The organism is Rhodococcus ruber, from assembly GCF_016804345.1.
Classification (GTDB): domain Bacteria; phylum Actinomycetota; class Actinomycetes; order Mycobacteriales; family Mycobacteriaceae; genus Rhodococcus; species Rhodococcus ruber.
The window spans coordinates 2,864,082-2,888,679 of record NZ_CP044211.1 but is presented as its reverse complement, the minus strand read 5'-3'; the positions used below and the strand labels follow the sequence as shown (position 1 = coordinate 2,888,679).

Below are 24,598 nucleotides of genomic sequence, written 5' to 3'. Positions count from 1 at the left end.
AACCCAAGATCCTCGGATGGTCGCGGACCGAGATGGCCGCCCGTGCCGCGGCCGAACTCTCGCCCGGCCAATATGTCAACCTCGGTATCGGACTGCCGACACTGATCCCGAACCATCTGCCCGCCGGGGTGAAGGTCACCCTGCACAGTGAGAACGGAATCCTGGGCACCGGCCCCTACCCCACCGAGGAGCAGGTGGACGCGGATCTGATCAACGCGGGCAAGGAGACCGTCACGGTCGAGCCCGGCGCGTCGTTCTTCGATTCGGCGACGAGCTTTTCGATGATCCGCGGCGGTCACATCGACACCGCGGTGCTCGGCGGGATGCAGGTCTCGGCCACCGGTGACCTCGCGAACTGGATGGTGCCCGGCGCGATGGTCAAGGGCATGGGCGGGGCGATGGACCTGGTCCACGGCGCCGCCAAGGTCATCGTGCTCATGGAACACACCGACAAGCACGGCAATCCGAAGATCGTCGAGAAGTGCACGCTGCCCCTCACCGGCCGAGCCGTGGTGCAGCGCATCGTCACCGATCTCGCGGTCGTCGACGTCACCGACCACGGACTGGTCCTGGTCGAGACCGCGCCCGGCGTCACCGACGAGCAGGTCCGCGCCGCCACCGGCGCTCCCCTCGTCTGATCCCCTCGTCCCCTTCCGACAGGACATCGATTCGTATGCTCAATCTCTCCGTGTTGCTGGAGGACTCCGCGCGCCGCTACCCCGACCGGACCGCGCTGGTCCTCGGCGGCGAACGACTCACCTACGCGCAACTCGACGCGCAGGCCAACCGGATCGCCAACCTGCTCGTCGCCGAGGGCGTCGCGCCGGGCGACAAGGTCGCGCTCTCGTGCCCGAACGTCCCCCAGTTTCCCGCCGTCTACTACGGCATCCTCAAGGCCGGCGCGGTGGTCGTGCCCCTGAACGTTCAGCTCAAGCCTCGCGAGATCGCCTATCACCTCGACGATTCCGGTGCCGCCCTCTACCTCTGCTTCGAAGGGACCGCGGAACTTCCCGTCGGCGAATACGGCAGGGCCGGTTTCGACCGGGCCGACCGTTGCCGCACCATGCTGCTGATCACCCGCGATCCGCAGGCCCCGTCCCCGCTCGACGGCGTCGCCACCCTGGCCCACGCCACCGCCGAGCAGCCGGACACGTTCGCCACCGCCGTGCGCGAACCCGTCGACACCGCCGTGATCCTCTACACCAGCGGCACCACCGGCCGGCCCAAGGGCGCCGAACTGACCCACGCCAACATGGTGCTCAACGCCCTGACCGCGAACCGCCTGTTCGACAGCACCCCGCAGCGTCCGGACACCTATCTGCTCACCCTGCCGCTGTTCCACTCCTTCGGCCAGACCGTGACGATGAACGCCGCACTGTCGGTCGGTGCCACCTGCGTGCTCATGCCCCGCTTCGACGCCCCCGCGGCGCTGCACCTGATGGACGAGCACGACATCACCGTGTTCGCCGGGGTGCCGACAATGTACTGGGCGCTGCTCGGTGCGCTCGACGCCGCGAAGGCGGCCGGCGTCGACGTCGAAAAGATCGCGCGGACCATGCGTCGGGCGATCTCCGGCGGCGCGGCGCTGCCGGTGGAGATCCTCACGCAGTTCAAGGACAGGTTCGATGTCCAGATCCTCGAAGGCTACGGACTGTCCGAAACCTCGCCGCTGGCGATGTTCAGCGACCCCGAACGCGCCCCGCGTCCCGGTTCGATCGGCGTACCGGTGTGGGGCATCGAGGCCGCTCTCGTCGACGAACACTGGAATCCCGTCCACGACGGCGTCGGAGAACTCGTCCTGCGCGGCCACAACATCATGACGGGCTACCTCGGACGACCCGAGGCGACCGCCGAGGTGATGCGCGACGGCTGGCTGCGCACCGGCGACCTGGCCCGGCGTGACGAGGACGGGTTCTACTACATCGTCGACCGCGCCAAGGACCTCATCGTCCGCGGCGGTTTCAACGTCTACCCCCGCGAGATCGAAGAGGTCCTCATGACCCACCCGGCCGTCTCCCTCGCCGCCGTCGTCGGCGTCCCCGACGATCGTCACGGCGAGGAAGTCAAGGCGTTCGTCATCCGCGAACCGGGCGCACCGATCACCGAACCCGAGCTGATCGCCTGGTGCAGGGAGCAGATGGCCGGCTACAAGTATCCCCGTCACATCGAGTTCGCCACCGTATTGCCCATGACCGCCACCGGAAAGATCCTCAAACGCGAACTGGTTCCAGCCGTCGCAGGTCAGGGCAGTGGCCGATGACAACCCACGAAGCAGCTTCGTCCATCGTCGACCGCCTCAAGCGCGAGGGCAGTTGGAATCCGATGTGGGACGGACTCGACGAACTCGATCCCGGATGGACCGAGCACTACCTGACTGCGACGATGCAACCCTACGAAAGCGGTGTGCTCCCGCCGCAGGTCGTCCAGTTGCTGTGCATTGCGGTCGATGCCTCCTGCACCCACATGTACGGCCCCGGACTGCAGCGGCACATCCGGGCCGCACTCGATCTGGGCGTCACCGCACACGAAATTCTCGAAGTCCTCAAACTCGCCACGACCGTCGGCATCCACTCGCTCAACCTCGGCGTGCCGATCCTGCTGGAGGAACTGTCCGCGCGAGACTCGTCCTGACCTCCACCGGCCGTGCCGAGGCACCGAGGCCGGCAGTCCTGACATCTCGTGCCGCGTACCGGTCACCTCTCGTCGGCTGCGCCCTCTGCCGCGGCGATCGCGTAGGCCGCACCGATCAGGGTCAGGTGGCTGAACGCCTGCGGGAAGTTGCCGACCTGGCGACGACGTCCGACGTCGTACTCCTCCGCCAGCAACCCGAGATCGTTGCTCAAGGCGGCGAGCCGCTCGAACAACGTCCGAGCCTGCTCGACACGGCCGTTGCGGGCGAGCGCAGCGACCAGCCAGAACGAGCACGCCAGGAACTGGCCTTCGTCGCCGGGCAGACCGTCGTCCGTCCGGGAGGTCGAGTACCTCGAGACGAACCCGTCGCGCCCGAGTTCGCGGGTGACCGCGTCGATCGTGCCAGTCACCCGCTCGTCGGTGCCCGGCAGGAAGCCGACGAGCGGAATCGTCAGCACGCTGGCGTCGAGTTCCTCCGATCCGTAGTACTGGGTGAAGGTGTTGCGCTGCGCATCGTAGCCGCGCTCGCACACCTCGTCGTGGATCTCGTCCCGTAGCCGCCTCCACCGTTCGACCGGACCGTCCAGGTCGTAACGTTCGACCAGGCGGACCGCCCGGTCGAACACCACCCATGCCATCACCTTCGACTGGGTGAAGTGCCGCCGCGGCCCGCGGGTCTCCCAGATTCCGTCGTCGGGTTCACCCCAGATCGACTCGACGTATTCGATCAGAGTGCGCCAGCGCGGCCACAGGTGCGGTTCGACCCGCCCCACGGCCTCGGTGCTGAGGAAGGCGACGCCGATCAGTTCGCCGTAGACGTCGAGCTGGAACTGTTCCGAGGCGGCGTTGCCGACCCGTACCGGGGCGGATCCCTCGTATCCCGGCATGTCGGGCAGCTCGAACTCCGTCAAGCGCCGCTCACCGCCGATGCTGTACATGATCTGGATCTTCGCGGGGTCTCCCGTGCCGACCCGCTGGAGGAAACTGCGGAACGAGAACGCCTCCTCGGTGTATCCGCCGGCGAGAAGGGATTCCAGGGCCAGCACAGAGTCACGGATCCAGCAGAACCGGTAGTCCCAGTTGCGCACTCCCCCGATGTCCTCGGGCAGGGACGTCGTCGGCGCTGCGATCAGCGCGCCGGTCACCTCGTAGGTCATGGCCTTGAGCACGATGAGGGAGGTGAGTACCTCGTCCCGGTACGGTCCGGCGTACTCGAGCCGGCTGCTCCACTCGTGCCACCACGCCTGCGTGCGGGCCAGCGCCGAGTCCGCGTCCTCGACCGACGGCGGGGGACCGAAGGAGTAGTGCCAGCACAGCGTGAAGCGCTCGCGTCGCCCCTCGGCGACGGTGAAGTCCGCCGTCGCATCACCATCCGATATCCCCAGCGGCACCGGAGTACTCAGCCGGAACGAGTCGGGTCCCGCGGTGGCGAGTACACCGTCGGCAGCGGGCTCGACCCAAGGCGTGATCGTGCCGTAGTCCGGTCGGAGCGACAGACGCATCCGCATCGACACCCTGCCGCGCAACCCCTCGACGATGCGCATGAGCCGCGGAGGTCCGTCGCCGCGGCGCGGCATGAAGTCGATCACGCGGACCGCACCGTCCGCGGTCTCGAAGTCGGTCTCCAGGATGAGCGTTCCGGGGCGGTACCGCCGCGTGACCCCCGTGGTCTCGGCTGCCGGGCGCAGACTCCAGTGCCCGTGCCGATCGTCACCGACCAGCGCGGCGAAGCACGACGGCGAATCGAACCGAGGCAGGCACAACCAGTCGATGTTGCCGGCGCGGCCGACGAGCGCGGCACTCTGCAGATCTCCGATCAGACCGTAGTCTTCGATACGCATCGCATACTCCCGCTGGTCGGTCGTGTACCGCCGGTGATGCACACACGTGCGGTTCCGGTGACGCGCCGGGCGCCGCCGGCGTGTCTCAGTCTTCGCGCTCGAACGTCACGAGCATTCCCTCGACGCCGCCTGGACCGAGCCGGCCCTTGATGTCCGCCGACGTGATCGCCTTCAAGCGCCACCCCTGTCGGGCCTGTTCGTTGAGGAGCCGCTCGAGCTTGTCACCCGACATCTTGCCGCCGAGCATCTTCTCGCGAACTTCGATCACCTTGTACGTGTACACGCCGCCTCCTCCTGATTGCCGGATGTGTCCGCCGGGCCGGGTGCCCAGCACGACTCGCGACATTCCTTCAGGTGAATGTCAGACCGGCTCGAGCGGCCGGAACGGGAGGATCTCGTCCGCCCCGGGCCGGACGATTCCGACGGACGCCTCGGGCACCTCGTTCCAGGCACCCGGCAGGTCGCGCAGTGGTTCGGAGACCACGAAGCGGGTCTCGGGGCCGAGGCGATGCAGCACCTCCACCTCCGGATGCAGCGCCCGGACCTTGTCGACCGCCGTGGAAAAGAACAGCGAGCGGCTGCGGCCCACGCTCGAGTACCGGAAGACCCACAGGGATTCGCCGTCGGTGGTGGCCACGGTCATCTGCACCGGGTCGTCGACGCCCTTGGCGCGAGCGACATGTTCGACGGTCCCGACGGCCCTGGAGACCGCGGTGATCGGATCGTCCGACAAGCCGAAGGTCAGGGCGAGGAAGAACAGTACCTCCGAATCCGTCGACCCCTCGATGTCCGGATACAGTTCCGGATCGACCGCCAGCACCAGATCGCGTTTGATGCGCCGGAATTCGCTCAGCACCCCGTTGTGCATCCACAGCCAACGGCCGTGACGGAACGGATGACAGTTGCTGCGCTGAACCGGTGTGCCCGTCGAGGCGCGGATGTGCGCGAGGAGCAGCGGCGTGCGCACATGGGCGGCGAGTTCCCGGAGATTGCGGTCGTTCCACGCCGGATCGACCCCTTTGAACACGGCCGGCTCGTCCTCCTCGCCGTACCACCCGATCCCGAATCCGTCACCGTTGGTGGTGGTCGCCCCGAGCCGCGAGTGCAGGCTCTGGTCGATCAGGGAATGCTCGGGCTTGAACAGCAAGTCCTCCACGAGGATCGGATCGCCCGAGTAGGCCATCCATCTGCACACCACCTCATTGCATCACACCGGCGCCATCCCCGGCTCGAGAATGCCGAGGTTGCCGCCGGAACCGAGCGGTCCGGTACCCCCTCGTGACAAGGGTCAGTGAGTGAGCACGATCTTCACGATCACGACGACGGTCGCGATCGCGGTCAAGAGCGCAGCAGCAACCACCGACGCACGGGTGGGACGTTCGCCCTTCAACCGGCCGATGACCCACACGATTCCTCCGATGCGGACCAGCACCGCGACTTCGGCCACGATCTGGGCGGTCCTCGGCTCGAGCCATCCCAGCAGCGCGGTCCCGAGGACTGCACACGGCAGCACAGCGGAACTGAGAATCGGTACGGAGTTGCGCAGCTCGCGGATCTTGTCCGCTCGAGTCACCGTGATTCCTTCTCGGACACTCTGACCCACGCCTTCGGCGAAGGCATGGGCAAGGAAGGTGGACAGGGCCGTGCCGAGGACGACGAGAATCCCGACGCGCTCACTCGAAGTGGCGATCGGCACCAGCGCCGCAAGGACGAGGACATTGCCGTAGACGTAGGCGCTGATCCGACTCGCCGCGTTCTCGCGGTCCAACGGTCGACGGCGCGAGAACAACGGGCCGTGAAGCAGCGCGTGCGTATCGGTTCCCATCGGATCCCACCTTTCTCCTCAACCGGATCGAGCCGTGGCTCGCAGGTCACATCGTGGGACCGTCGTACAGCGACGTGCCGTTCGGTCGAGCGGACCGCTCCGGGTGTCACGATTCCGCGCCGTCGTCGTCTCCCGGTCGGATCGGGTCGTGCAGCCGATCGCGGGACTCGAAGGCGTCCACGGCAGCCTCGAGCGTGGGATGGAAGCGGGACGGATCGAAGCGGTCGCCCACACCGAACCGCACCAGCCGATCCTTGATCGGGCCCTTCATCTCCGCGAACACCAGCCTGATGCCGCAACTCTCCAGGTAGCGGTCGAGGTCGACGAGTTCGTCGACCGCGGTGGTGTCCAATCCGATGATGGGTTCGGCGGCGAGCACGACCCATTCGACCGGACGGGGAGAATCGGTCACCAGCGAGCGAACGTAGCGATCGAACATCTCCCCGTTGGCGAAGAACAGCGGTGCGTCGAATCGGACGATGACCAATCCCGGGATGCGCCGGCCCTCGGGATGACGGGCGAGGTCGTGGAAGCCCTCCCGATCGGGCACGGCCACCAATTCGGCCCGGTACGGCTGCCACACCCGCACCACCACCGCGAGGAACGACAGTCCGATCGCGACCAGGATGCCCTGCAGGACTCCCACCAGTGCGACGCCGACGAATGCCGCGGCCGCGAGCAACGCCTCCGTCCGGCTCATACGCCACATCTGCACCAGCCCGCGGACGTCGACCAGCGCCGTCGCCGCGACGATCACCACCGCTCCGAGGGTCGCCTGGGGCAGGTACGCGGTCACTCCCGGTGCCAGGAGGACGAACAACAGCACCGCCACGGCGCCGACCACGCCGGCAAGCTGGGTACGCGCCCCGCTCTGCTCTGCCACAGGCGTGCGCGATCCGCTGGCAGAGATGGGAAACCCCCCGAACATGCCACTGGCCACGTTGGCGACCCCGATCGCCTTCATCTCCGTGTTCCCGTCGACGCTTTCCCCCCGCCGGGCAGCGAAGGTGCGGGAGAGCACACCGGAGTCGGCGAATGCGATCAGCGCGATGCCCGCGGCCGGTCCCACCAGAGACGCGACGTCACCCCAGTCGACCCCGCCGAACGAGGGACGCGGCAGGCCCTCGGGCAGTGCGCCGACCATGTCGATGTCGTCGCTCAGATCCGCCACCGCGGCCACGATCACGGCTCCCACGACCGCGACGAGCACCCCCGGGACCCTCGAATGCAGCACCTTGAAACCCACGATGACCAGCAGCGATGCGACTCCGACCCAGGCAGCTGTCGGATCCACCTGCCCGTCCCCCACCGCGCGGGCGATCGCGCCGATCTCACCGAGCAACCCGGACGCGTCCACCGAGAAGCCCAGCAGCTTCGGCAACTGCCCGACGATGACGACGAGCGCGATGGCGTTGAGGTATCCCAGCCGCAACGGCTTGGACAGCAGCTCGGTGACGAAGCCGAGGTTCAGGAATCCGCCCGCGATCATGATGGCACCCACGAGCACGGCGAGGACGCCGGCCAATGCGAGGGCGCTCTCGGGGTCGTCGGTCACGGCCAGCGGCACCACCGCCGCCGCGATCAACGGCGCCAGCGACGAATCGGGGCCGAGGACGAGGATCTTGGACGGCCCCACGATCGCGTAGGCGAGCAGCGGAACGATCGTCGCGTAAAGCCCCGCGTACGCGGGCAGTCCCGCCGCCTCGGCGTATCCCATGCCGGCGGGGATCAACAGGGCAGTGAGAACGAGACCCGCGACGAGATCCGAGCGCAGCCAGTCCCGACGGTAGCCCCGTACCGTCTCGACTCCGGGCAGTCGAGCGAGAGCTCGCCTCCGAGACATTCCGCAAGTATGGCACCGCCCACAGGGCGCTCACCGCACTTCGGGCAGTCCGCATACCTGCTGCCGCGCGAACGAATTTCGTGGCACGGCCTCGCCGGCATCCGACGGGACGCGGCCGCTCGTGCCGCGCTGCGTCGACCGGATCCCGAACGCCGTGCGCGGGAGGACGGCGATCCGCATCGACCGGTGCCCTACTCCCCCGCGTCGATGATGTCCCGGAGGGTGGCGAGTTGCTCGGTGGTGATCCCCACCGGTTGCACGACCGTGTTCAAGCCGTCGACGTACTCGCCGGTGTATTTGTGGCCGTGGCCGCCGGGCACTCCGGTGGAGAACGGCAGATCGGCGGTGACCTGCCAGAACGTGACGAACGGAATCCAGACCATGTCCTCGAGCACGTCCCGGCCGGGTGCCTCCCCGATCCAGTCCGGTTCGCGGAGAATCAGATTCGGGCTCCACCACACGATGGGATCGGACGGATGCATCAGGTACAGCACCCGGCTGCCGTCCCACGGACGATCCGCGGGAGGAATGCCGCCCTGCGGATCGTTGGTGAACCGCACGGTGCGCCCGTCCTTGTAGACCGGTTCGACCTCCGGACTGCCGGGTTCACGCCGGTCGCTGAATTCCCGGAACAGCGTGTTGAAGTTGGGGGGCCCGGCGAACACGGTTCCCGAGGTGCGGTTACGCAGATCGTATTCGCCGCTGAAGGCGGTCTCGCCGCCGAACGAGCCGAGACTCTCTCCGGCGACGAACAGTCGGGGACGGGCGTCCTGGGGCAGCTTCGACCACACGTCGTACACCGCGTCGAACAGATCGCGACCGGCCTGCCGAGCCTTCGATTGGTCCACCAGATAGGAGATCCACGACGGCAGGTACGAATACTGGACCGTCACGGTCGCCGCGGCGCCCCCGGTGAGGTACTCGAACGAATCCACCAGCGCCGGGTCCACCCACCCGCTCCCCGTGGTCGTGACCACGAGCAGATTCGCCCGCTCGAAGCCTCCGGCACGCTCCAGATCCTGGACCGCCGCCGCTGCCCGAGCCTCGGAGTCGTCCGCCGACGCCAGACCGGCATACGTCCGAATCGGCTCCACAGCCGGGCGGCCGACGAACTGTGCGATCTCCTCGGTGGTGGGGCCCGAGCCGATGAAGGTGCGCCCCTGGTACCCCAACGAGTCCCACGGCACCACCGAACCCGGTCCACCCGATCGCAGGCTCGTCTCGGGTTGCTGCACGCCCTCGGGAGTCGTGGTGTCGCGCAGAGAGAATGCGGAGTTGGCGACGTTGACGAGGCCACCGAGCAGCACACCCGAGACGACCGCGTAGACCAGCCAGGCGACCGCGATCCACCCGAGCACCCTCGCCGCGCGATGCCCGATCCATCTGTCGAGCAGAGTGGTCAGCCACCGGTACGCGCCCCGCACGCCACGTCCGATCGCGAGCAGGAGACCGAAGACGAGCACTGCCACGAACGGCGAGAGGACGACGAGCGCGACGTTGTACTCGGTGACTCCCATCAACGTGCGGATCTGGTGCTGCCAGTATTGTCCGGCGGCGAAGGAGCCGACGAACAGCACCGTCGCCGCGGCGAGGAAGACGTACCAGGAGCCGCGCCGCGGGCGCCGGGGACCGCGATCGGCGAAGGCGCGCCACACGTACGCCGCGAATACTCCCAGCCCGTAGCCGATCGCGGCGGTGATGCCGCAGATCACGCCCTGGAGCAGGCCTCCTCGAGGCAGCAGCGACGGCGTGAACGACAGGCACGCGAAGAGCAGTGCGCCCCAGCACCCCGGAAGGGTGACGAACAGCAACCTCCGGCGGCGCCCGGTCTCGCGATCCGTGTCGTCCGCACTCGGCGCGTCCTGGGGCTCGGTGCCGGCAGCACGGACTCCGCTGTTCTGCTTCCCGGGCGTGCTCGCCGCCGGTTCGTCCTCCACCCTGGGTCCGTGCGCTGTCATCGCCGTCCGCCTACGCGAGTTCGATCCGAGACGACGCTGTGCCCTCATCGATCTCGCGGCGGGCTGCCTTCTCGATCAACAGGGACAGGAAGTCCCGGACCTTCGCGTCGGCGAACCGCTTCTCGACGGTCCGCACCACGACCTCGATGTCGCCGCGCGACATCGACGGAAAGCGCACGGCGAGGCGAGTGACGATCAGCTCGAGCTGCACGGCTTCGTCCCCGCCCGGTGGGGGCACGTCCCGGGTGCGGACCCGCCTCAGGTCGCTGGTGGCCGGCTGCGGAGCCGACCGCGCCGACGCGGGACGGACATCGCTCCTCGGGTCGAGGGCACTGTAGACCATGTCGCACTCCTTCCGCGTGCACCGGCCGACTCCGCCGGATCCGTCCCCGAGAGTTGGAATCTACTTCTGCCGCAACGGACCCGATCACGAATTCGACTGCCGGCCACCTGCCCTCACCGACATGATGAAAGGACGATCGCACCGGACTTCCGGTCCCGCTCGCGACTCAGCCGACGGGGACGCCGTCACGACCAGCGGTACCCCGTCCCAGCGCCTGAGCTTTGAGGTGCTCGAACTCGGCGGCCGTGATCGCACCCGAGTCGAGTAGCGCCTTGGCGTCGGCGATCTGCTCGGCCGGGGACTTGCCGGCCGCGACGTTCCGGATGTACTCGTCGGTGGCCTGCTTGGCTTCCGCCTGTGCCTGCTGCGCCCGTAGCGCCATCCCCCGGCCTCGGACGATCAGGTAGACCAGTGCGCTGATGTACGGGAAGAGCACCAGCACGACCACCCACACCGCCTTGGCGAAGCCGGATACGGTGTGATCGCGGAACAGGTCGACGAGAATCTGGAACAGCACGATCAGATACGCCACGAAGGCGAATACGACGACCGTGTACCACACGTAATCCCAGAAGGAATCCATCAGGTCAGCCTCCTCGACCGGACCGGCAAGGTGATTTCCCGAAGCCGGCCGGAATGAAATTCTCGGATCCTGCTACGGCGATCCCGGCGCGCTACGGTACCGCCGTCGTCCGCGACTCGACCGAGTTCAGCGGACCCCGACGGAGGAACCGTCCCCCGGGTTCCGGCAGATCCGACTCCGGAACCCCGCTCGAATTACCGACGCCCACCACCACCGCGGCCTCGAGGACCGCGGGTGGTACATCGCCACCGAAATCGGTGGTAAGCCGATCGACCGTGACAGCGTCGGCACCAGCACCCGGCATGCTCATCTCGCATCCATGTGGCCCCTTTTGCGGGACGACCGTACATATCGTACGCCGCCCATATACGCAAAGCCCCCGAAACCGTCAACGTGGTGCCGGAGTTCGATCGGGTGTGCCGGGGAGAAGCAGCGCCGCCACCAACCCGATCAGACCGAGGACGGCCAGCACTGTCATGGCCAGCGCGTACGCGCGGTCGGGCGAGGTCAACCCGGCGACCAGGACGGTACCCGCCACAGCCGTACCCAGCGACGATCCGAGATTGGATACGCACCGCGACAACCCCGAGATCTCGCCTTGACGCTCCTCCGCGAATGCGGACTGCACCACGTTGACCGACGGCGTCAGCATCGTCCCGAGTCCGATGCCGATGAGCAGCAGCCCTGGCGTGAATGCCCATGCACTCGTCCAAGCCCGCACGAGCAGGAGAAGGACACCGACACCCGCGAGGGTGGTGACGAACCCGGCTGTGATCAGCGTGCGCTGCGGGTACTTCGCCGTCAGCCGCTCCGCCACGAGCGAGGCACCGAGGATGCCGGCGGTGGCCGCGGTGAAGATCACGCCGGTCTCGATCGCGTTGTATCCCCGGACGACCTGCAGGAAGGCGGAAACGACGAACGCGATCCCCATCAGCAGCAGCCACTGGATGTTCTGCGTCACCAGCGCGAGGTTCGAGGTGCGGTTGCGGAACAGTGACAGCGACAGCAGTGGCTCCTTGCCGGCCCGTTCACGGGCCCGCACGTACAGCAGGAACCCCATGATGAACAGCGCTCCCACCACGACCAGGATCGCCATCAGGACGACATCGGTGTCTGCCTGCAGGATCCCCATCACGAGACAGACCAGGCCGGCGGCGGAAAGGAGGGCGCCGACGGCGTCGAACGGTCGCGCCGGGTCGGGAGGCACCGGGTCCACGATCCCCCGGCTGAGCACGAGGATGGCTCCGATGATCAGCGCCTGGAACACGAAGGCCGCGCGCCAGTCGATGCCGGTGGTGATGACACCACCGATCAGCGGACCTGCTGCCGCTCCGATGCCGCCCATCCCGGTGATGACACCGAATGCCCGCGCTCGAGAGGTCAGATCACTGAAGAGCATCGTGGTGAGGATGTACACCGGCGGAATCAGCAGCGCGGTGCCCACCCCTTCGAGGATCGAGTTGCCGATGATCAGTACCCCGAGGTTGGGCGAGACCGCGCTGATCAATGCTCCGATGCCGTACAGAACGAGACCGAGCACAAAGCACCGCTTACGCCCCCACCGGTCGGTCAGCTTGCCTCCGGGGATCATGAACGCGGCCATCACCAGCAGGAACACGGTGATCGCGGTCTGCACACCCTGCACGGTCGTCCCGAGATCCGCACTGATGTCGTTGATCATCACGTTCATGTTCGACCCGGCGAAGCTGCAGATGAACTGTGCCAGAGCGAGCGGCACGAGCATCCGCCGCAGGGTCGAGGACGGGCGCGGAGAGTCGAGACTGTCCGGCATGGCGAGCCCTTCCGCTCGACAAAGAGATGCACTGACTCGTGCACAACGTGGCCAGTGACATTCTGGGGCATTCGAAGAACCCAAGGTGGCAATTTCGAGCGTCCACCGCCGCCGTTGCGTCGCCCCGATCGAGCCGGCGAAATGGTCGAAATCCGGCGGATTTCTCGGCACTGATGGAAAATCGCTTCCATGCACCTTCCGGCGATCGCTCCGGAAGTGCCGGCCGTTCGATGAGGCCCCTCGCCTCCAGTCCACACATCGGGAGAGTCGGTCATGGGTTCCAAATCGGCCCGGAAGAAGGCACCGAAGGGCGGCCACGGCCGGAAGCGCGTTGACGAAGCCGGGGAGCTCCGTTCGCCCGCTGCGGAACCGGGAACGCCGGCGAAGAAGCCGATGAAGAACAAGGAGTATCTACGACGTCTCAAACCGCTCCAGGGTGAACTCGTCGCCATGCAGGAATGGGTCAGATCCTCCGGCGCGAAAGTCTGCATTCTGTTCGAGGGCCGCGACACCGCCGGAAAGGGCGGCGTCATCAAGGCGATCACCGAACGCGTCAGCCCGCGTGTGTTCCGCGTGGTCGCCCTGCCCGCGCCGACCGAGCGCGAGAAGAGCCAGATGTACGTGCAGCGGTACCTTCCGCATCTGCCGGCCGGTGGCGAGGTGGTGATCTTCGACCGCAGTTGGTACAACCGCGCGGGAGTCGAACGGGTGATGGGGTTCTGTACCGACGAGGAAGCGCGGCACTTCCTCGAGATGACGCCCGCGGTCGAACGGGCGATCGTCGACTCGGGCATCGTTCTGCTCAAGTACTGGCTCGAGGTGAGTCAGGAACAGCAGACGGTGCGGCTGCAACGCCGGATCGACGATCCGCGCAGGATCTGGAAACTCTCGGACCTCGATCTACAGTCGTACAGCCGGTGGTACGACTATTCGCGGGCACGCGACGAGATGTTCCGCTACACCGACACCGGCTGGGCACCCTGGTATGTCGCCGACAACGACGACAAGAAGCGCGGCCGGCTCAATGTCGTCAGCCACCTGCTGAGCCAGATTCCCTACGAACCGCTCGAACACCGCGACATCACCCTGCCGGAGCGTCGGGGTCCGCACGGATACCGGACGCCCAGGCAGCAACTGCACTGGATCCCCACGCCCTTCTGAGGAGTCGTCTCCGACGAGTCGTCTCCGGCGAGGAGAAGCGATCATGGCTCTCACCGAACACCCCCCGGATCAGGGGCATCCCACCGACACCGACGACGTGCAGGCCGAGCGGAACACCTGGCACGTCCAGGAGCCGGATACCGTTGTCGCGGTGCTGAACTCGGATCGGCACTCGGGGTTGACCGCGGGAGAAGCCGGTGCCCGCCGCCGCCGGTACGGCCTCAACGAGATCGCCTCCGAGCCCGGACCGTCGATGTGGGCGATCGCGCTTCGGCAGCTCGAAGATCCGATGAACCTGATGCTGGTCGCGGTCGCCGTCGTCAGCATCGTCATCGGTGAGGTACCGACGGCGATCGTGGTCGTGGTGCTCGTCGGACTCAACATCGTGCTGGGCACGCAACAGGAACTGAAGGCTCGTGCCAGCGTCGATGCGCTCGCGAGGATGCAGACCCCGCAGACGCGCGTGATCCGTGACGGCATCCTGGTTCAGCTCGCCGCCACCGACCTCGTCCCGGGCGACATCGTGCAAGTGGAGGCCGGCGACATCGTGCCCGCCGACGGTCGGCTGCTCACGACGGCCACCCTCGAGACGCAGGAGGCGGCGCTGACGGGTGAAAGTACCCCCGTCCCGAAGGACCCCCACACGCTCGACACCACCGATGTCGCCCTCGGCGACCGCAGCAACATGGTCTTCCAGAACACGTCGGTCACCCGGGGCACCGCCACGATGATCGTCACGGAAACCGGCATGCACACGGAGATGGGCCGGATCGCGTCGATGCTGTCGGCCGTCGCACCGAGCAAGTCGCCGCTTCAGCGCGAGCTGGACTCACTGACCAAGATTCTCGGGATCATTGCGTGGGCTGCGGTCGCGATCATCGTGATCATCGGGTTGGTTCGGGGGCAGGAACTGGCGACGCTGCTGCTGCTGGGCATCTCCATGGGGGTGTCCGCCATCCCCACCGGTCTGCCCACGTTCGTCCAGGCCATGCTCGCCTTCGGGGCTCGTCAACTGGCGGACGCCAAGGCCGTCGTGAAGAACCTCACCGACGTCGAGACACTCGGTGCCACCAGCGCGATCAACTCGGACAAGACCGGCACCTTGACCATGAACCAGATGACCGTCCGGTCCCTGTACTTCCACGGCCGCTGGTACACCGTGGACGGCGAGGGCTACGACAAGACGGGGAGGATTGCCCAGGCTGCTGGCCTGGAGGTTCCGGACTTCACCCTGCTCGCGTACGGCCTGTGCCTGGACAGCGACGCCACCGTCTCCGACACCGGCGACATCGTCGGCGATCCCACCGAGGCCGCGCTCGTGGTGCTCGCCGCGAAGATCGGGATCGACGCTCCGCTGACCCGGCGGACGTATCCGCGGGTCGCGGAGGTGCCGTTCGACTCCGCTTACAAGTTCATGGCGACGTTCCACCACCTACCGGTCGACGGCACCACCCGATTCGTGGAACTCGTCAAGGGTGGACCCGATGTCGTCCTCGCCCGCTGCACCAGCGCCTACCAGCCGGGCCGTCGGGAGGTACCGATCGAGGAGGTCCGCGACGACCTGGGCGCGGCCAACCGAACTCTCTCGGAGCAGGGGTTGCGCGTGCTGGCGTTCGCGGTCCGCCTGCTCGACGGTCGGGAAGAGGCGGTGCAGGCCGACCCGATGTCGTTCGTCGGTGAGCTCATCTTCGTCGGGATGGTCGGCATCATCGATCCGCTTCGCCCGGAGGCCGTCGACTCGGTCCGCACCGCGCGAGCGGCCGGCATCGAGGTCCGCATGATCACCGGCGACCACGCGATCACAGCGTCGGCGATCGGTGCCGAACTCGGTCTCGGGCCGGGCGCGATCGGCGGGGCCGAACTGCACGCCATGTCGGACGAGGAACTGACGGCAGCGTTGCCGAACCTGCACGTCTTCGGCCGCGTCACTCCGCAGGACAAGCTGCGGCTGGCCGACCTCATGCAGCGGAGCGGCGCGGTAGTGGCCATGACCGGCGATGCCGTCAACGACGCCGCGGCCCTGAAGAAGGCCGACATCGGGGTGGCCATGGGCTCGGGCAGCGAGGTCACCAAGCAGGCCGGCAAGATGGTGCTCACGGACGACAACTTCGGGACGTTGATCACCGCGATCAGGTTGGGACGCAGCATCTACGACAAGATCGTGTCCTACATCCGCTACCAGATGTCCAAGCTGTTCTCACTCGTCCTGCTGTTCCTCGTCGCGAGCATCTTCGACATCAACGACGGCGTCGCGCTCACGCCGCTGATGGTGCTGTTCCAGCACTTCTTCATCACCCTCTTTCCGGTTGCGGTCATCATGCTCGACCCGCCACCGCCGAACCTGATGACCAAGACGCCCCGCGACCCCGGGGTGCCGATCGCGAACCGCACGGCGCTACTGCAGTGGCTGGCATATGGCATCCTGCAGTTCGCCGTCACCCTCGCTGCGATGCTCCTCGCTCCCGGCGAGATGAGCCCCACCGCGGCCAACGTCCCGATGACGACCGCATTCGTGGTCTTGTCGTTCGGTTCCATCCTGAGCGGACTCGCCCTGCGCCGAGACCCGGACTCGGGGATGACCGCTCCGGTCCTGAGGGCGCTCGGAATCCTGTCCATCCCCGTCGTCGTCACAGTGTTCGCCGTCGAGGCCGGCTTCCTCCAGGATCTGCTGATGACCACCTCACTGACCGGCGGCCAGTGGCTCGCCTGCGTGGGTTGGTCGCTCCTCGTTCCGGTCGTCATCGAAGGCGAGAAGGTACTGCGGCGACGCCGACGTTCGGCGCCGACGGCCCCCATCCCCGTCGCGGCCGCAGTGGCACCGCAGCGTGTCCATCACCGCTGACAGCGAATCACGATCGCGCACCTACGATCCGGCCGCACGTACGACTCGGGAAGCGGATGACCGAGACTTCGAGCATGTGGGGCCCGAAGGCGCCGGGACACGCCCGCCCGCAGGATGATTCACCGCGGTCGGGCGTGCCGTCGGCTGGTCAGGAAGCCAGGATTCGGGCCTTCTCGGCTTCGAACTCGGCCTCGGTGAGCACGCCCTGCGCCTTCAGCTCGGCGAGGTCCTTCAATGCGGCGATCCGGTCCGTCCCTCCTTGGGCGACGGGCGCGGCCGGGGCGGCGGGCGGCGGGGCGGGTTCAGGCGGATACTGCTCGTAGCGTTCGTATCGCGCCTGCTCCTGCCCCGCCCAGCGCTGGCCCTGTCGCCGGGACACACGGTTGGAGACGGCGGTGGCGGTTCCCGCCACCACGGCCGTGCGGGCGACGCCCCGCAGCAGTCCGGGCATGACGCACTCCTCTGCATACTCGAAGGATCGACGTAGCCGAATCCCTCTGTCTGTTCTCAGCTTTCGGACTCGATCCGATCCAGGGACGACAGGATGCTCTGCACGGGAATCCGGCCCGACGCGACGAGCTGGGCGCCGTTGCGGCGCAGAGCGCGAGCAAAGGGTGCTGCCCACGTGTTCTCGTACACGAGCACAGCCGCCGAACAGCCCGGCTCGAGTGCGGCGCCGGCTTCGGCGAAGTCGGTGTCGTCGAGCAGACCGGAGGCGGCCTCCGCGAACAGCGTGACATCGACCTCGCCTTCGAGCCCGACGTCGGCGATGTCGATCCCGGCGACGGAGCCGTCCGGATCCTTCTGGACGAACGCCAGGTCCAGCACTCGGACGATGCCGCGCTCGACGAGATCGCGCAGCAGGGGCAGCGCCGACCCGTCGGGCGGACGGTCGGCGGGGAACTCGATGACGAGATAGTCGACCGGACCCATCTCGTCGATGTCGGAATCGGTCACCGGGTGCCTCGTTTCAGCGACGGGATCGGTCTTCGGCAGCAGTTCGGGCGGTTTCACGGCGCCACACCCGCATGGTGGCGACGCCGACCGGGGAACGGAGAACCGGTCCACTGCATGTTCGACGATAGCTCGCACATGTCTGCGCGCATCCGGTTTTCGGGCAGGCTGTCTTCGGGCAGGCAACCGGATTGCTCCCGCCTCGTCGCCGAAAGAAGGAGCGCGAGGGGTGCGTGACCGCGCCGATACCGAGAATGGGACGAAAGTCCCTGCTGGACCTGTGCAACCCGGCGCACACTCGACCCGTCAGATCCGTTCGGAGAGGGAGACGACCGTGTCACACAACGTGCATGTCGAACCGGAACCCATGTCCACGAAACAGGCCGTCGCGGCGGGGACGTCGATCGGGGCCGCGGTCATCATGACCACGATCGGCGTCCTGCAGTTCTTCCAGGGAATTGCGGCGGTCGCCGAGGACGAGGTGATCGTCCAGGGCCAGGAGTACACCTTCAAGCTCGATCTCACGACCTGGGGATGGATCCACATCGTCATGGGTGTCGTGGTCGTCGTCGTCGGCATCGCACTGATCACCGGCGCGACGTGGGCACGGGTGGCGGCCATCATCATTGCCGCCCTGTCCATCCTGGCGAATTTCCTCTGGTTGCCGTACTACCCGTGGTGGTCGATCCTGATCATCGCCCTGGACGTGGTCGTCATCTGGGCGATCTCGACCTGGAACCCCCGCGCCGATTACTACTGACCGCGCCCCGGCACCGGGTCGTGCGACGGCGATTCGTCCCGTCGCACGACCCGCGCCGTCACACGCGGGCGGCGTCGCGCACAGTCTTCGCGCCGGAACTTTCCGACGATCACCTCGGTCGCGGCGACCGACCCGGGAGCCGACCACGCCGCGTCGTCGACCGGCGCGTCGTCAACCGGCGAGGGCGGCCGCCATCTCCGCCTTCGGCGCGGGGCGACCGGTGAACTGCTCGACCTGGCCGAATGCCTGGTGCAGCAGCATCTGCAGGCCGCCCGCCACGACGGATCCGTGGGCCGCGGCGGCCTCGGCGAGAGGCGTCGGCCACGGGTCGTAGATCGCGTCGAGGACGAACGGCGCGCGGCCGAGTTGCTGCGCGTAGGGCGCGGCCGCGGCCGCCGGCACGGTGCTCACGAGCGCACCCGCGCTCGCGCACACGTCCGCGAGTTCCGGGGCGTCGAACGGCAGCCAACGCGGCTTCATACCCACGGCCTCGGCGCAGTCGAACGTCTCGGCGGCCCGGATCTCGTTGCGGGCGACGACGGTCACCGTGGCGACCCCGAGCTCGGCGAGCCCCACCAGGGCCGGCCGCGCGGTCCCCCCGGCCCCGACCACCACCGCCGACGCGCCGGTCAGATCCCCGACGCCGGCGGCGCGCAGCGCGCCGGTGACGCCGTCGACGTCGGTACAGTCGGCCCGCCAGCCGTTCGCGGTCCGCACCAGGGTGTTCGCCGAGCCGATCAGCACGGCCCGGTCGGTCCGCTCGGTGGCGAACTCGAGGGCCGCGAACTTGCCGGGCATCGTCACCGACACCCCGACCCACTCGGGGCCGAGTCCCGACACCAGGGCCGGCAACTGCTCGCCCGTGCATTCGATGCGCTCGTAGGTCCAGTCCGTCAGCCCCAGCGCCCGGTAGGCAGCCAGATGCAGCAACGGGGACTTCGAATGCGCGATGGGGCTGCCGAGGACCGCGGCCTTGCGGGCGCCGGTCACGATGTCATCTGCCACTGTCGAGGATTCCGCTTTCCAGCGCCTGCTGCGTATTCGTCAGGTGTTCGTCGTAGTTGTCGGCGAACAGGGTCGTGCCCTGAGCGTCGATGGTCACGAAGTACGTCCAGTTCCCCGCCTCCGGGTTCTCCACGGCCTGCAGCGCCTCGATGCTCGGCGACGAGATCGGGGTGGCGGGCAGTCCCGGGCTCGCGTACGTATTCCAGGGGGTGACCTGCGCCCGGTCGGCATCGGTGGTCGCCAGCTCGGTTTCGTCGAGGGCGTAGTTGACCGTCGAGTCGAACTGCAACGGCTGCCCGATCTCGAGCCGGTTGAGGATCACCCGGGCGACCTTCGAGAAGTCGTCCGGCAGGGCCTCGCGTTCCACGAGGGACGCGGCGACGAGCATCTCGTACGGCGTCAGTCCCACCTTCGCCGCAGCCTGGGTGATACCCGTCTCGTCGTAGCGTTCGGCGCTGGTGGAGACGAGGTACCGGAGTATGTCCGCTGCCCCGGCGCCGGGATCGAAGTCCCAGCGCCCCGCCGCGATGAGTCCCTCGAGCTGCCGGCTGCGGTCGGGCACGTTCGCGACGGCGGCCCGCGCCCATTCCGGCACACCGAGCGCGGCGAGGTCGGTGCTCGCACCCGCGGCGTCGAGTTCCTCGTAGGTCAGACACGTGCGTTGCCCGTCGCGTTCGAGGCAACTGGCCTCCGCGATGAGCGTGTAGATCCCCTTGCGCACGGCACCGGTGTTGACATCGCGGATGTCGTGCAACTGCCGGCCCTCGGAGATCACCAGCGCCCCGACCCGGTTCGCGGGGTCGACCAGCGCGGCGACGGCCTCGCGGGCGGGAAGCTTGCTGGCGATCGAGTAGAAGCCCGGCTGCAACGAGTTCATGCCGGGGTTCTGGACGGCGGCGTTGTAGAAGGCGTCGGAGCTGGCGACGATGTCCGCTTCCTTGAAAGCGGCGCCGATCTGCTCGGCGGTGTCACCCGGGTGCACCTGCACGACGACGGCGGGACCGCCCGCACCGGTGTAATCGGGCGGCAGATCGGGGCCGGTGAACTTCTGGTAGGCGAAGAATCCGCCGCCGAGGAGCAGAACCAGTACGGCCGCGACGGCGAGCACGCCGACGATCCGGCCGCGTGTGCGGCGGGCCCGGGCCGAGCGGGCATGGGCCCGGCGGGCCGGGGACATCCCGACGGGTTCGGGGGCGGCGCGATCGGCGGAGTCGGTCCAGTCCCGTCCCGCTGCGGACGCCTCGGGGTAGCCGCGCGGATCGTCGTCGACTGCGGCGTACCCGAACTGGTCGTAGCCCGACTCGTCGTAGGTCGGCGGCTGCTCGTGGTCGTCGTGTCGGTAGGTGCCCGGCGCGGGGTCGTATCCGTCGTGGTCGCGGGGATCGTAGTCGCTGGGCCCGTAGCCCTGGGTCTCGTAGGTCTGAGCCTCGAAGACCTGGGTCTCGGCGCCCGGGTCGTCGGCGGGGTGTCCACCGTAGGGGCGGGGCTCGGGCTGCGACGGGGCGCCGGGGTCGTACTCGTCGAGCCGGTAGACGTGCTCGGTGGTGGGGGCGTCGTCGAAGGGGTGCCCGCCGGCCGGAGGGGTCGGAGGCTCGTAGCGGTGGCCGCCCCCGGCGGCGGACGGCTGCGAAACGTCGGTCCCGTGCCGCGGCCGGTACCACTCGTCCTGCTGGGCGGACCCGAACCCGGGACGGTCTCCGAAGGCGTGGTCCGCCCCGGTGGACTCGTCGTCCGGCCTCCCGTGCCGGCTCATCGTCCGTTCTCCGGCTTGCCGTCCTCGGCCACGTTCACCACTGCACTCCGCTCGTCCAACCAACCCTGCAAGATGGCGACGGCGGCGGCCTGGTCGATCACCGGCCGCGCACCGCGCGCACTGACTCCGCTCTCGCGGAGGGCCCGCGCCGCAGTGACCGTCGTGAATCGTTCGTCGGCCATCCGCACGGGAATCCCGGTCATCCGCCGACGCAACCGTCCCGCGAAGTCACGGGCCAGTTTCGCGGCCTTGCCGGGCTCCCCGCGCAGGGTCTGCGGCAGACCGACGATAACCTCCACGGCCTCGTACTCCGTGACGATGTCCACAATGCGCCGGATATCCGGCGCGTCGGGCCCGCGTTCCTTCGAGCGCGGCACGGTCTCGACCGGGGTGGCCAGGATCCCGTCGGGATCGGACGAGGCCACACCGATCCGGACACTTCCGACGTCGATGCCGATGCGGCGTCCGCGGCCGGGGTCGTCGACACCCGGGCGGTCGGGACCGGCGAAGTCGGCCACGATCAGCCGGCCAGCTCGCTGAGCCGGGCGCGGAACGCGGTCAACGCCGCGGGGATACCGGCGGGGTCGGATCCGGATCCCTGTGCCATGTCGGGCTTGCCGCCGCCGCGGCCACCGATGACCGGCCCGAAGCTCGAGACCAGGTCGCCGGCCTTGATGCCCTTGGCCTGGGCGGCCTTGGTGGTGGCGACGACGAACGGCACCTTGCCGTCGGCCGAACCGAGGAGCAGCACCACGGCGGGCTCGCTGCCGAGCCGGCCGCGGACGTCGGAGGCGAGGCTGCGCAGGTCGTTGCCGGCCACGCCCTCGGGGGCCGTCTCGGCGACGACGAGCAGATCGCCGGTGCGTTGCGCCTTCTCGGCGAACGTGCCGGCCGAGGCGAGCACCGCGGCGGCGCGGGTGCGTTCGAGTTCCTTCTCGGCCGCCTTCAACCGCTCGACCAGGGATTCGACGCGCGCGGGCACCTCCTCGGAGGGCACCTTCAGGGTCGAGGACAGGCCTGCGAGCAGGGCCCGTTCCTTGGCCAGGTGCCGGTACGAGTCCAGGCCGACGTATGCCTCGACGCGGCGCACGCCCGAGCCGACGGACTGCTCGCCGAGCAGGGTGACGGTGCCGACGTGGGAGGAGTGCTCGACGTGCGTGCCGCCGCACAGCTCCATCGAGAACGGGCCGCCGATCTCCACGACGCGGACCTCGTCGCCGTAGTTCTCGCCGAAGAGCGCCATCGCACCCATCTTCTTGGCCTTGTCCAGGTCCGTGACGAAGGTGTTGACCGGGTAGTTCGCCGCGACGGCCTCGTTGGTGACAGCCTCGATGTCGGCCTTCTGCTGCTCGCTGAGCGCTCCGGGCCAGGAGAAGTCGAACCGCAGGTAGCCCGGCTTGTTCAGCGAGCCGGCCTGCACGGCGTTGGGGCCGAGGACTTCGCGCAGCGCGGCGTGGACCAGGTGGGTACCCGAGTGGCCCTGCGTGGCGCCCTTGCGCCAGGACGGGTCGACCTGCACGAGGACGGCGTCGCCCTCGGTGACCTGACCCTCGAGCACGGTCACCTTGTGCACCCACAGCTGCTTGGCGATCTTCTGGACGTCGTCGACCTTGATGCGCAGACCGCCGGCGGTGATGGTGCCGACGTCGGCGATCTGACCGCCGGCCTCGGCGTAGAGGGGGCTGCGGTCGAGGATCAGCTCGACGTTCTGGCCGGCCTGCGCCGCGTGCAACCGTTCCCCGCCGGTGATGACGGCCAGCACCGTCGCCTCGGTCACCAGTTCGGTGAAGCCGGTGAACTCGGTGGGGCCGCGGTCGAGCAGTTCCTTGTAGACGGTCAGGTCGGCGTGGGCGTGCTTGCGGGCACGGGCGTCGTCCTTGGCGCGCTGACGCTGCTCGGCCATGAGGGAACGGAAGCCGTCCTCGTCGACGGTCAGGCCGGCCTCGGAGGCCATCTCCAGCGTCAGGTCGATGGGGAACCCGTAGGTGTCGTGCAGGGTGAAGGCTTCGGTGCCGCCGAGAACGGACCTGCCCTGGGCCTTCGCCGACTCGACCGCGCCCTCGAACAGCTTGCTGCCGGTGCCCAGGGTCTTGAGGAATGCGGTCTCCTCACCGACGGCGACGGTCTCGATGCGCGAGTAGTCCGTCGCCAGCTCCGGATAGGACGGGCTCATGGTGTCGCGCACGACGGCCATGAACTCGGCCATCGTCGGCGTGTCGGCGCCGAGCAGACGCGCGGAGCGCACGATCCGGCGCAGCAGGCGGCGCAGGACGTAGCCGCGACCGTCGTTGCCGGGGTTGACGCCGTCGACGATGAGCATCGCGGCGGTGCGGGCGTGGTCGGCGATGACCCGGAAGCGCACGTCCGAGGCGTGGTCGGCGCCGTAGACGCTGCCGGTGAGCTCGGCGGCCTTGTCGATGACCGGGCGCAGCAGGTCGGTCTCGTAGACGTTCTCGACGCCCTGGAGCAGGAACGCGACTCGCTCGACACCCATGCCGGTGTCGATGTTCTTCTTCGGCAGCGGCCCGAGGATCGGGTAGCCCTCCTTGGCTCCGCCCTCGCCGCGCTCGTTCTGCATGAACACGAGGTTCCAGATCTCGATGTAGCGGTCCTCGTCGGCCTCGGGGCCACCCGGGGCGCCGTATTCGGGGCCGCGGTCGTAGAAGATCTCCGAGCAGGGGCCGCAGGGACCGGGGATGCCCATCGACCAGTAGTTGTCCTTCATGCCGCGGCGCTGGATGCGCTCGGCGGGGACGCCGATCTTGTCGTGCCAGATCGAGTACGCCTCGTCGTCGTCCAGATACACGGTCGCCCAGAGCTTCTCGGGATCGATGCCGTAGCCGCCGTCGTCGACGGAGCCGGTCAGCAACGACCACGCGTGCCCGATCGCCTCTTCCTTGAAGTAGTCGCCGAACGAGAAGTTGCCGGCCATCTGGAAGAACGTGTTGTGCCGGGTGGTGATGCCCACCTCCTCGATGTCGAGGGTGCGCACGCACTTCTGCACCGAGGTCGCGGTGCTGAACGGCGGGGTCTGCTGGCCGAGGAAGTAGGGCACGAACGGGACCATGCCGGCGTTGACGAACAGCAGGTTCGGATCGGCCAGGATCAGCGACGCGCTGGGCACCTCGGTGTGGCCGGCCTTCACGAAGTGGTCGAGAAAGCGCCTGCGGATCTCGTGGGTCTGCACGTCGATGGTCCTCTTTGTCTGACGGTGTGGACTACCGTGCCCGTCCGGACACGGCGAATCGGCCATCGTTCAGCCTATCGCGCCGACGTCGGCGGCCGCCGTGAGCATCCGCCGGGCGTG

21 protein-coding genes are annotated in these 24,598 nt (G+C 68.1%); 6 read left to right on the top strand and 15 right to left on the bottom strand.

Annotation, left to right across the window (positions count from 1 at the left end; all coding sequences use genetic code 11):
- Positions 1–32: 32 nt before the first annotated feature.
- Genes F1734_RS13450 through F1734_RS13440 form a run of 3 tightly spaced genes read left to right on the top strand, consistent with a single transcriptional unit; the run spans position 33 to position 2,631 of the window.
- On the top strand, positions 33–638 hold the full coding sequence (locus tag F1734_RS13450; protein WP_048773580.1) for a 3-oxoacid CoA-transferase subunit B: 606 nt from the start codon (positions 33–35) through the stop codon (positions 636–638).
- Between the two features lie 35 nt (positions 639–673).
- Positions 674–2,260 (top strand): long-chain-fatty-acid--CoA ligase, encoded by a 1,587-nt coding sequence (locus tag F1734_RS13445; protein ID WP_203010677.1) that lies wholly within the window; start codon positions 674–676, stop codon positions 2,258–2,260.
- Positions 2,257–2,631: a carboxymuconolactone decarboxylase family protein gene (locus F1734_RS13440; RefSeq protein WP_029540089.1), complete on the top strand. Its 375-nt coding sequence runs from the start codon at positions 2,257–2,259 to the stop codon at positions 2,629–2,631. The genes F1734_RS13445 and F1734_RS13440 overlap by 4 nt, the downstream gene beginning before the upstream one ends.
- 62 nt (positions 2,632–2,693) lie before the next feature.
- On the opposite strand, the gene F1734_RS13435 is transcribed toward F1734_RS13440, so the two are convergent.
- The 9 genes from F1734_RS13435 to F1734_RS13395 all read right to left on the bottom strand — a co-directional run bounded on the left by F1734_RS13435 (position 2,694) and on the right by F1734_RS13395 (position 12,987).
- Positions 2,694–4,472 carry a glycoside hydrolase family 15 protein gene (locus tag F1734_RS13435; RefSeq protein WP_203010676.1) on the bottom strand — a complete coding sequence of 593 codons (1,779 nt, stop codon included), beginning with the start codon at positions 4,470–4,472 and terminating at the stop codon, positions 2,694–2,696.
- A gap of 85 nt (positions 4,473–4,557) precedes the next feature.
- A complete protein-coding gene (locus F1734_RS13430) occupies positions 4,558–4,755 on the bottom strand; it encodes a DUF4177 domain-containing protein (RefSeq protein WP_003935445.1) in 198 nt (65 codons plus the stop codon).
- A 78-nt stretch (positions 4,756–4,833) separates the two neighbouring features.
- The gene (locus F1734_RS13425) at positions 4,834–5,655 is read right to left on the bottom strand and encodes a class II glutamine amidotransferase (RefSeq protein WP_003935446.1); all 822 of its coding nucleotides are present in this window, start codon (positions 5,653–5,655) and stop codon (positions 4,834–4,836) included.
- Positions 5,656–5,760: 105 nt separating this feature from the next.
- Positions 5,761–6,297: a hypothetical protein gene (locus F1734_RS13420; protein ID WP_010595158.1), complete on the bottom strand. Its 537-nt coding sequence runs from the start codon at positions 6,295–6,297 to the stop codon at positions 5,761–5,763.
- A gap of 106 nt (positions 6,298–6,403) precedes the next feature.
- Complete coding sequence (locus tag F1734_RS13415; RefSeq protein ID WP_099527974.1) at positions 6,404–8,140, bottom strand: SulP family inorganic anion transporter; 1,737 nt, start codon at positions 8,138–8,140, stop codon at positions 6,404–6,406.
- A gap of 191 nt (positions 8,141–8,331) precedes the next feature.
- Positions 8,332–10,077 carry an alpha/beta hydrolase gene (locus tag F1734_RS13410; protein WP_203010675.1) on the bottom strand — a complete coding sequence of 582 codons (1,746 nt, stop codon included), beginning with the start codon at positions 10,075–10,077 and terminating at the stop codon, positions 8,332–8,334.
- 31 nt (positions 10,078–10,108) lie between these two features.
- The gene (locus F1734_RS13405; RefSeq protein WP_003935450.1) at positions 10,109–10,441 is read right to left on the bottom strand and encodes a three-helix bundle dimerization domain-containing protein; all 333 of its coding nucleotides are present in this window, start codon (positions 10,439–10,441) and stop codon (positions 10,109–10,111) included.
- A gap of 166 nt (positions 10,442–10,607) precedes the next feature.
- Positions 10,608–11,024, bottom strand: a complete 417-nt coding sequence (locus F1734_RS13400; protein ID WP_003935451.1) for an SHOCT domain-containing protein — start codon at positions 11,022–11,024, stop codon at positions 10,608–10,610.
- Positions 11,025–11,412: 388 nt separating this feature from the next.
- Entirely contained in the window at positions 11,413–12,987 is a 1,575-nt protein-coding gene (locus F1734_RS13395) for an MFS transporter (RefSeq protein ID WP_234420186.1), read from the bottom strand.
- A 102-nt stretch (positions 12,988–13,089) separates the two neighbouring features.
- On the opposite strand from F1734_RS13395, the gene ppk2 reads away from it, so the two are divergent.
- Together ppk2 and F1734_RS13385 are read left to right on the top strand one after the other, a co-directional pair.
- Entirely contained in the window at positions 13,090–13,977 is an 888-nt protein-coding gene (gene ppk2, locus F1734_RS13390; protein WP_010595162.1) for a polyphosphate kinase 2, read from the top strand.
- Positions 13,978–14,020: 43 nt separating this feature from the next.
- Complete coding sequence (locus tag F1734_RS13385; protein WP_010595163.1) at positions 14,021–16,819, top strand: cation-translocating P-type ATPase; 2,799 nt, start codon at positions 14,021–14,023, stop codon at positions 16,817–16,819.
- 148 nt (positions 16,820–16,967) lie between these two features.
- Here F1734_RS13385 and F1734_RS13380 read toward each other — a convergent pair whose 3' ends face one another.
- Both F1734_RS13380 and F1734_RS13375 read right to left on the bottom strand, forming a co-directional pair.
- A complete protein-coding gene (locus tag F1734_RS13380; protein WP_003935456.1) occupies positions 16,968–17,270 on the bottom strand; it encodes an SHOCT domain-containing protein in 303 nt (100 codons plus the stop codon).
- A 56-nt stretch (positions 17,271–17,326) separates the two neighbouring features.
- Positions 17,327–17,776, bottom strand: coding sequence for a DUF6325 family protein (locus F1734_RS13375; protein WP_029540091.1), 450 nt, complete (start codon positions 17,774–17,776; stop codon positions 17,327–17,329).
- Positions 17,777–18,140: 364 nt separating this feature from the next.
- Here F1734_RS13375 and F1734_RS13370 point away from each other — a divergent pair, with 364 nt between their 5' ends.
- Entirely contained in the window at positions 18,141–18,533 is a 393-nt protein-coding gene (locus F1734_RS13370) for a DUF7144 family membrane protein (protein WP_017681929.1), read from the top strand.
- Between the two features lie 171 nt (positions 18,534–18,704).
- On the opposite strand, the gene F1734_RS13365 is transcribed toward F1734_RS13370, so the two are convergent.
- Genes F1734_RS13365 through alaS form a run of 4 tightly spaced genes read right to left on the bottom strand, consistent with a single transcriptional unit; the run spans position 18,705 to position 24,478 of the window.
- Positions 18,705–19,538: a shikimate dehydrogenase gene (locus tag F1734_RS13365; protein WP_124258895.1), complete on the bottom strand. Its 834-nt coding sequence runs from the start codon at positions 19,536–19,538 to the stop codon at positions 18,705–18,707.
- Positions 19,528–21,291: an endolytic transglycosylase MltG gene (locus F1734_RS13360; protein WP_203010674.1), complete on the bottom strand. Its 1,764-nt coding sequence runs from the start codon at positions 21,289–21,291 to the stop codon at positions 19,528–19,530. Before F1734_RS13360 ends, F1734_RS13365 begins: the two co-directional genes overlap by 11 nt.
- Positions 21,288–21,812 (bottom strand): Holliday junction resolvase RuvX, encoded by a 525-nt coding sequence (ruvX, locus tag F1734_RS13355; protein ID WP_190242399.1) that lies wholly within the window; start codon positions 21,810–21,812, stop codon positions 21,288–21,290. The genes F1734_RS13360 and ruvX overlap by 4 nt, the downstream gene beginning before the upstream one ends.
- The gene (gene alaS, locus F1734_RS13350; RefSeq protein WP_203010673.1) at positions 21,812–24,478 is read right to left on the bottom strand and encodes an alanine--tRNA ligase; all 2,667 of its coding nucleotides are present in this window, start codon (positions 24,476–24,478) and stop codon (positions 21,812–21,814) included. Before alaS ends, ruvX begins: the two co-directional genes overlap by 1 nt.
- Positions 24,479–24,598 lie beyond the last annotated feature (120 nt).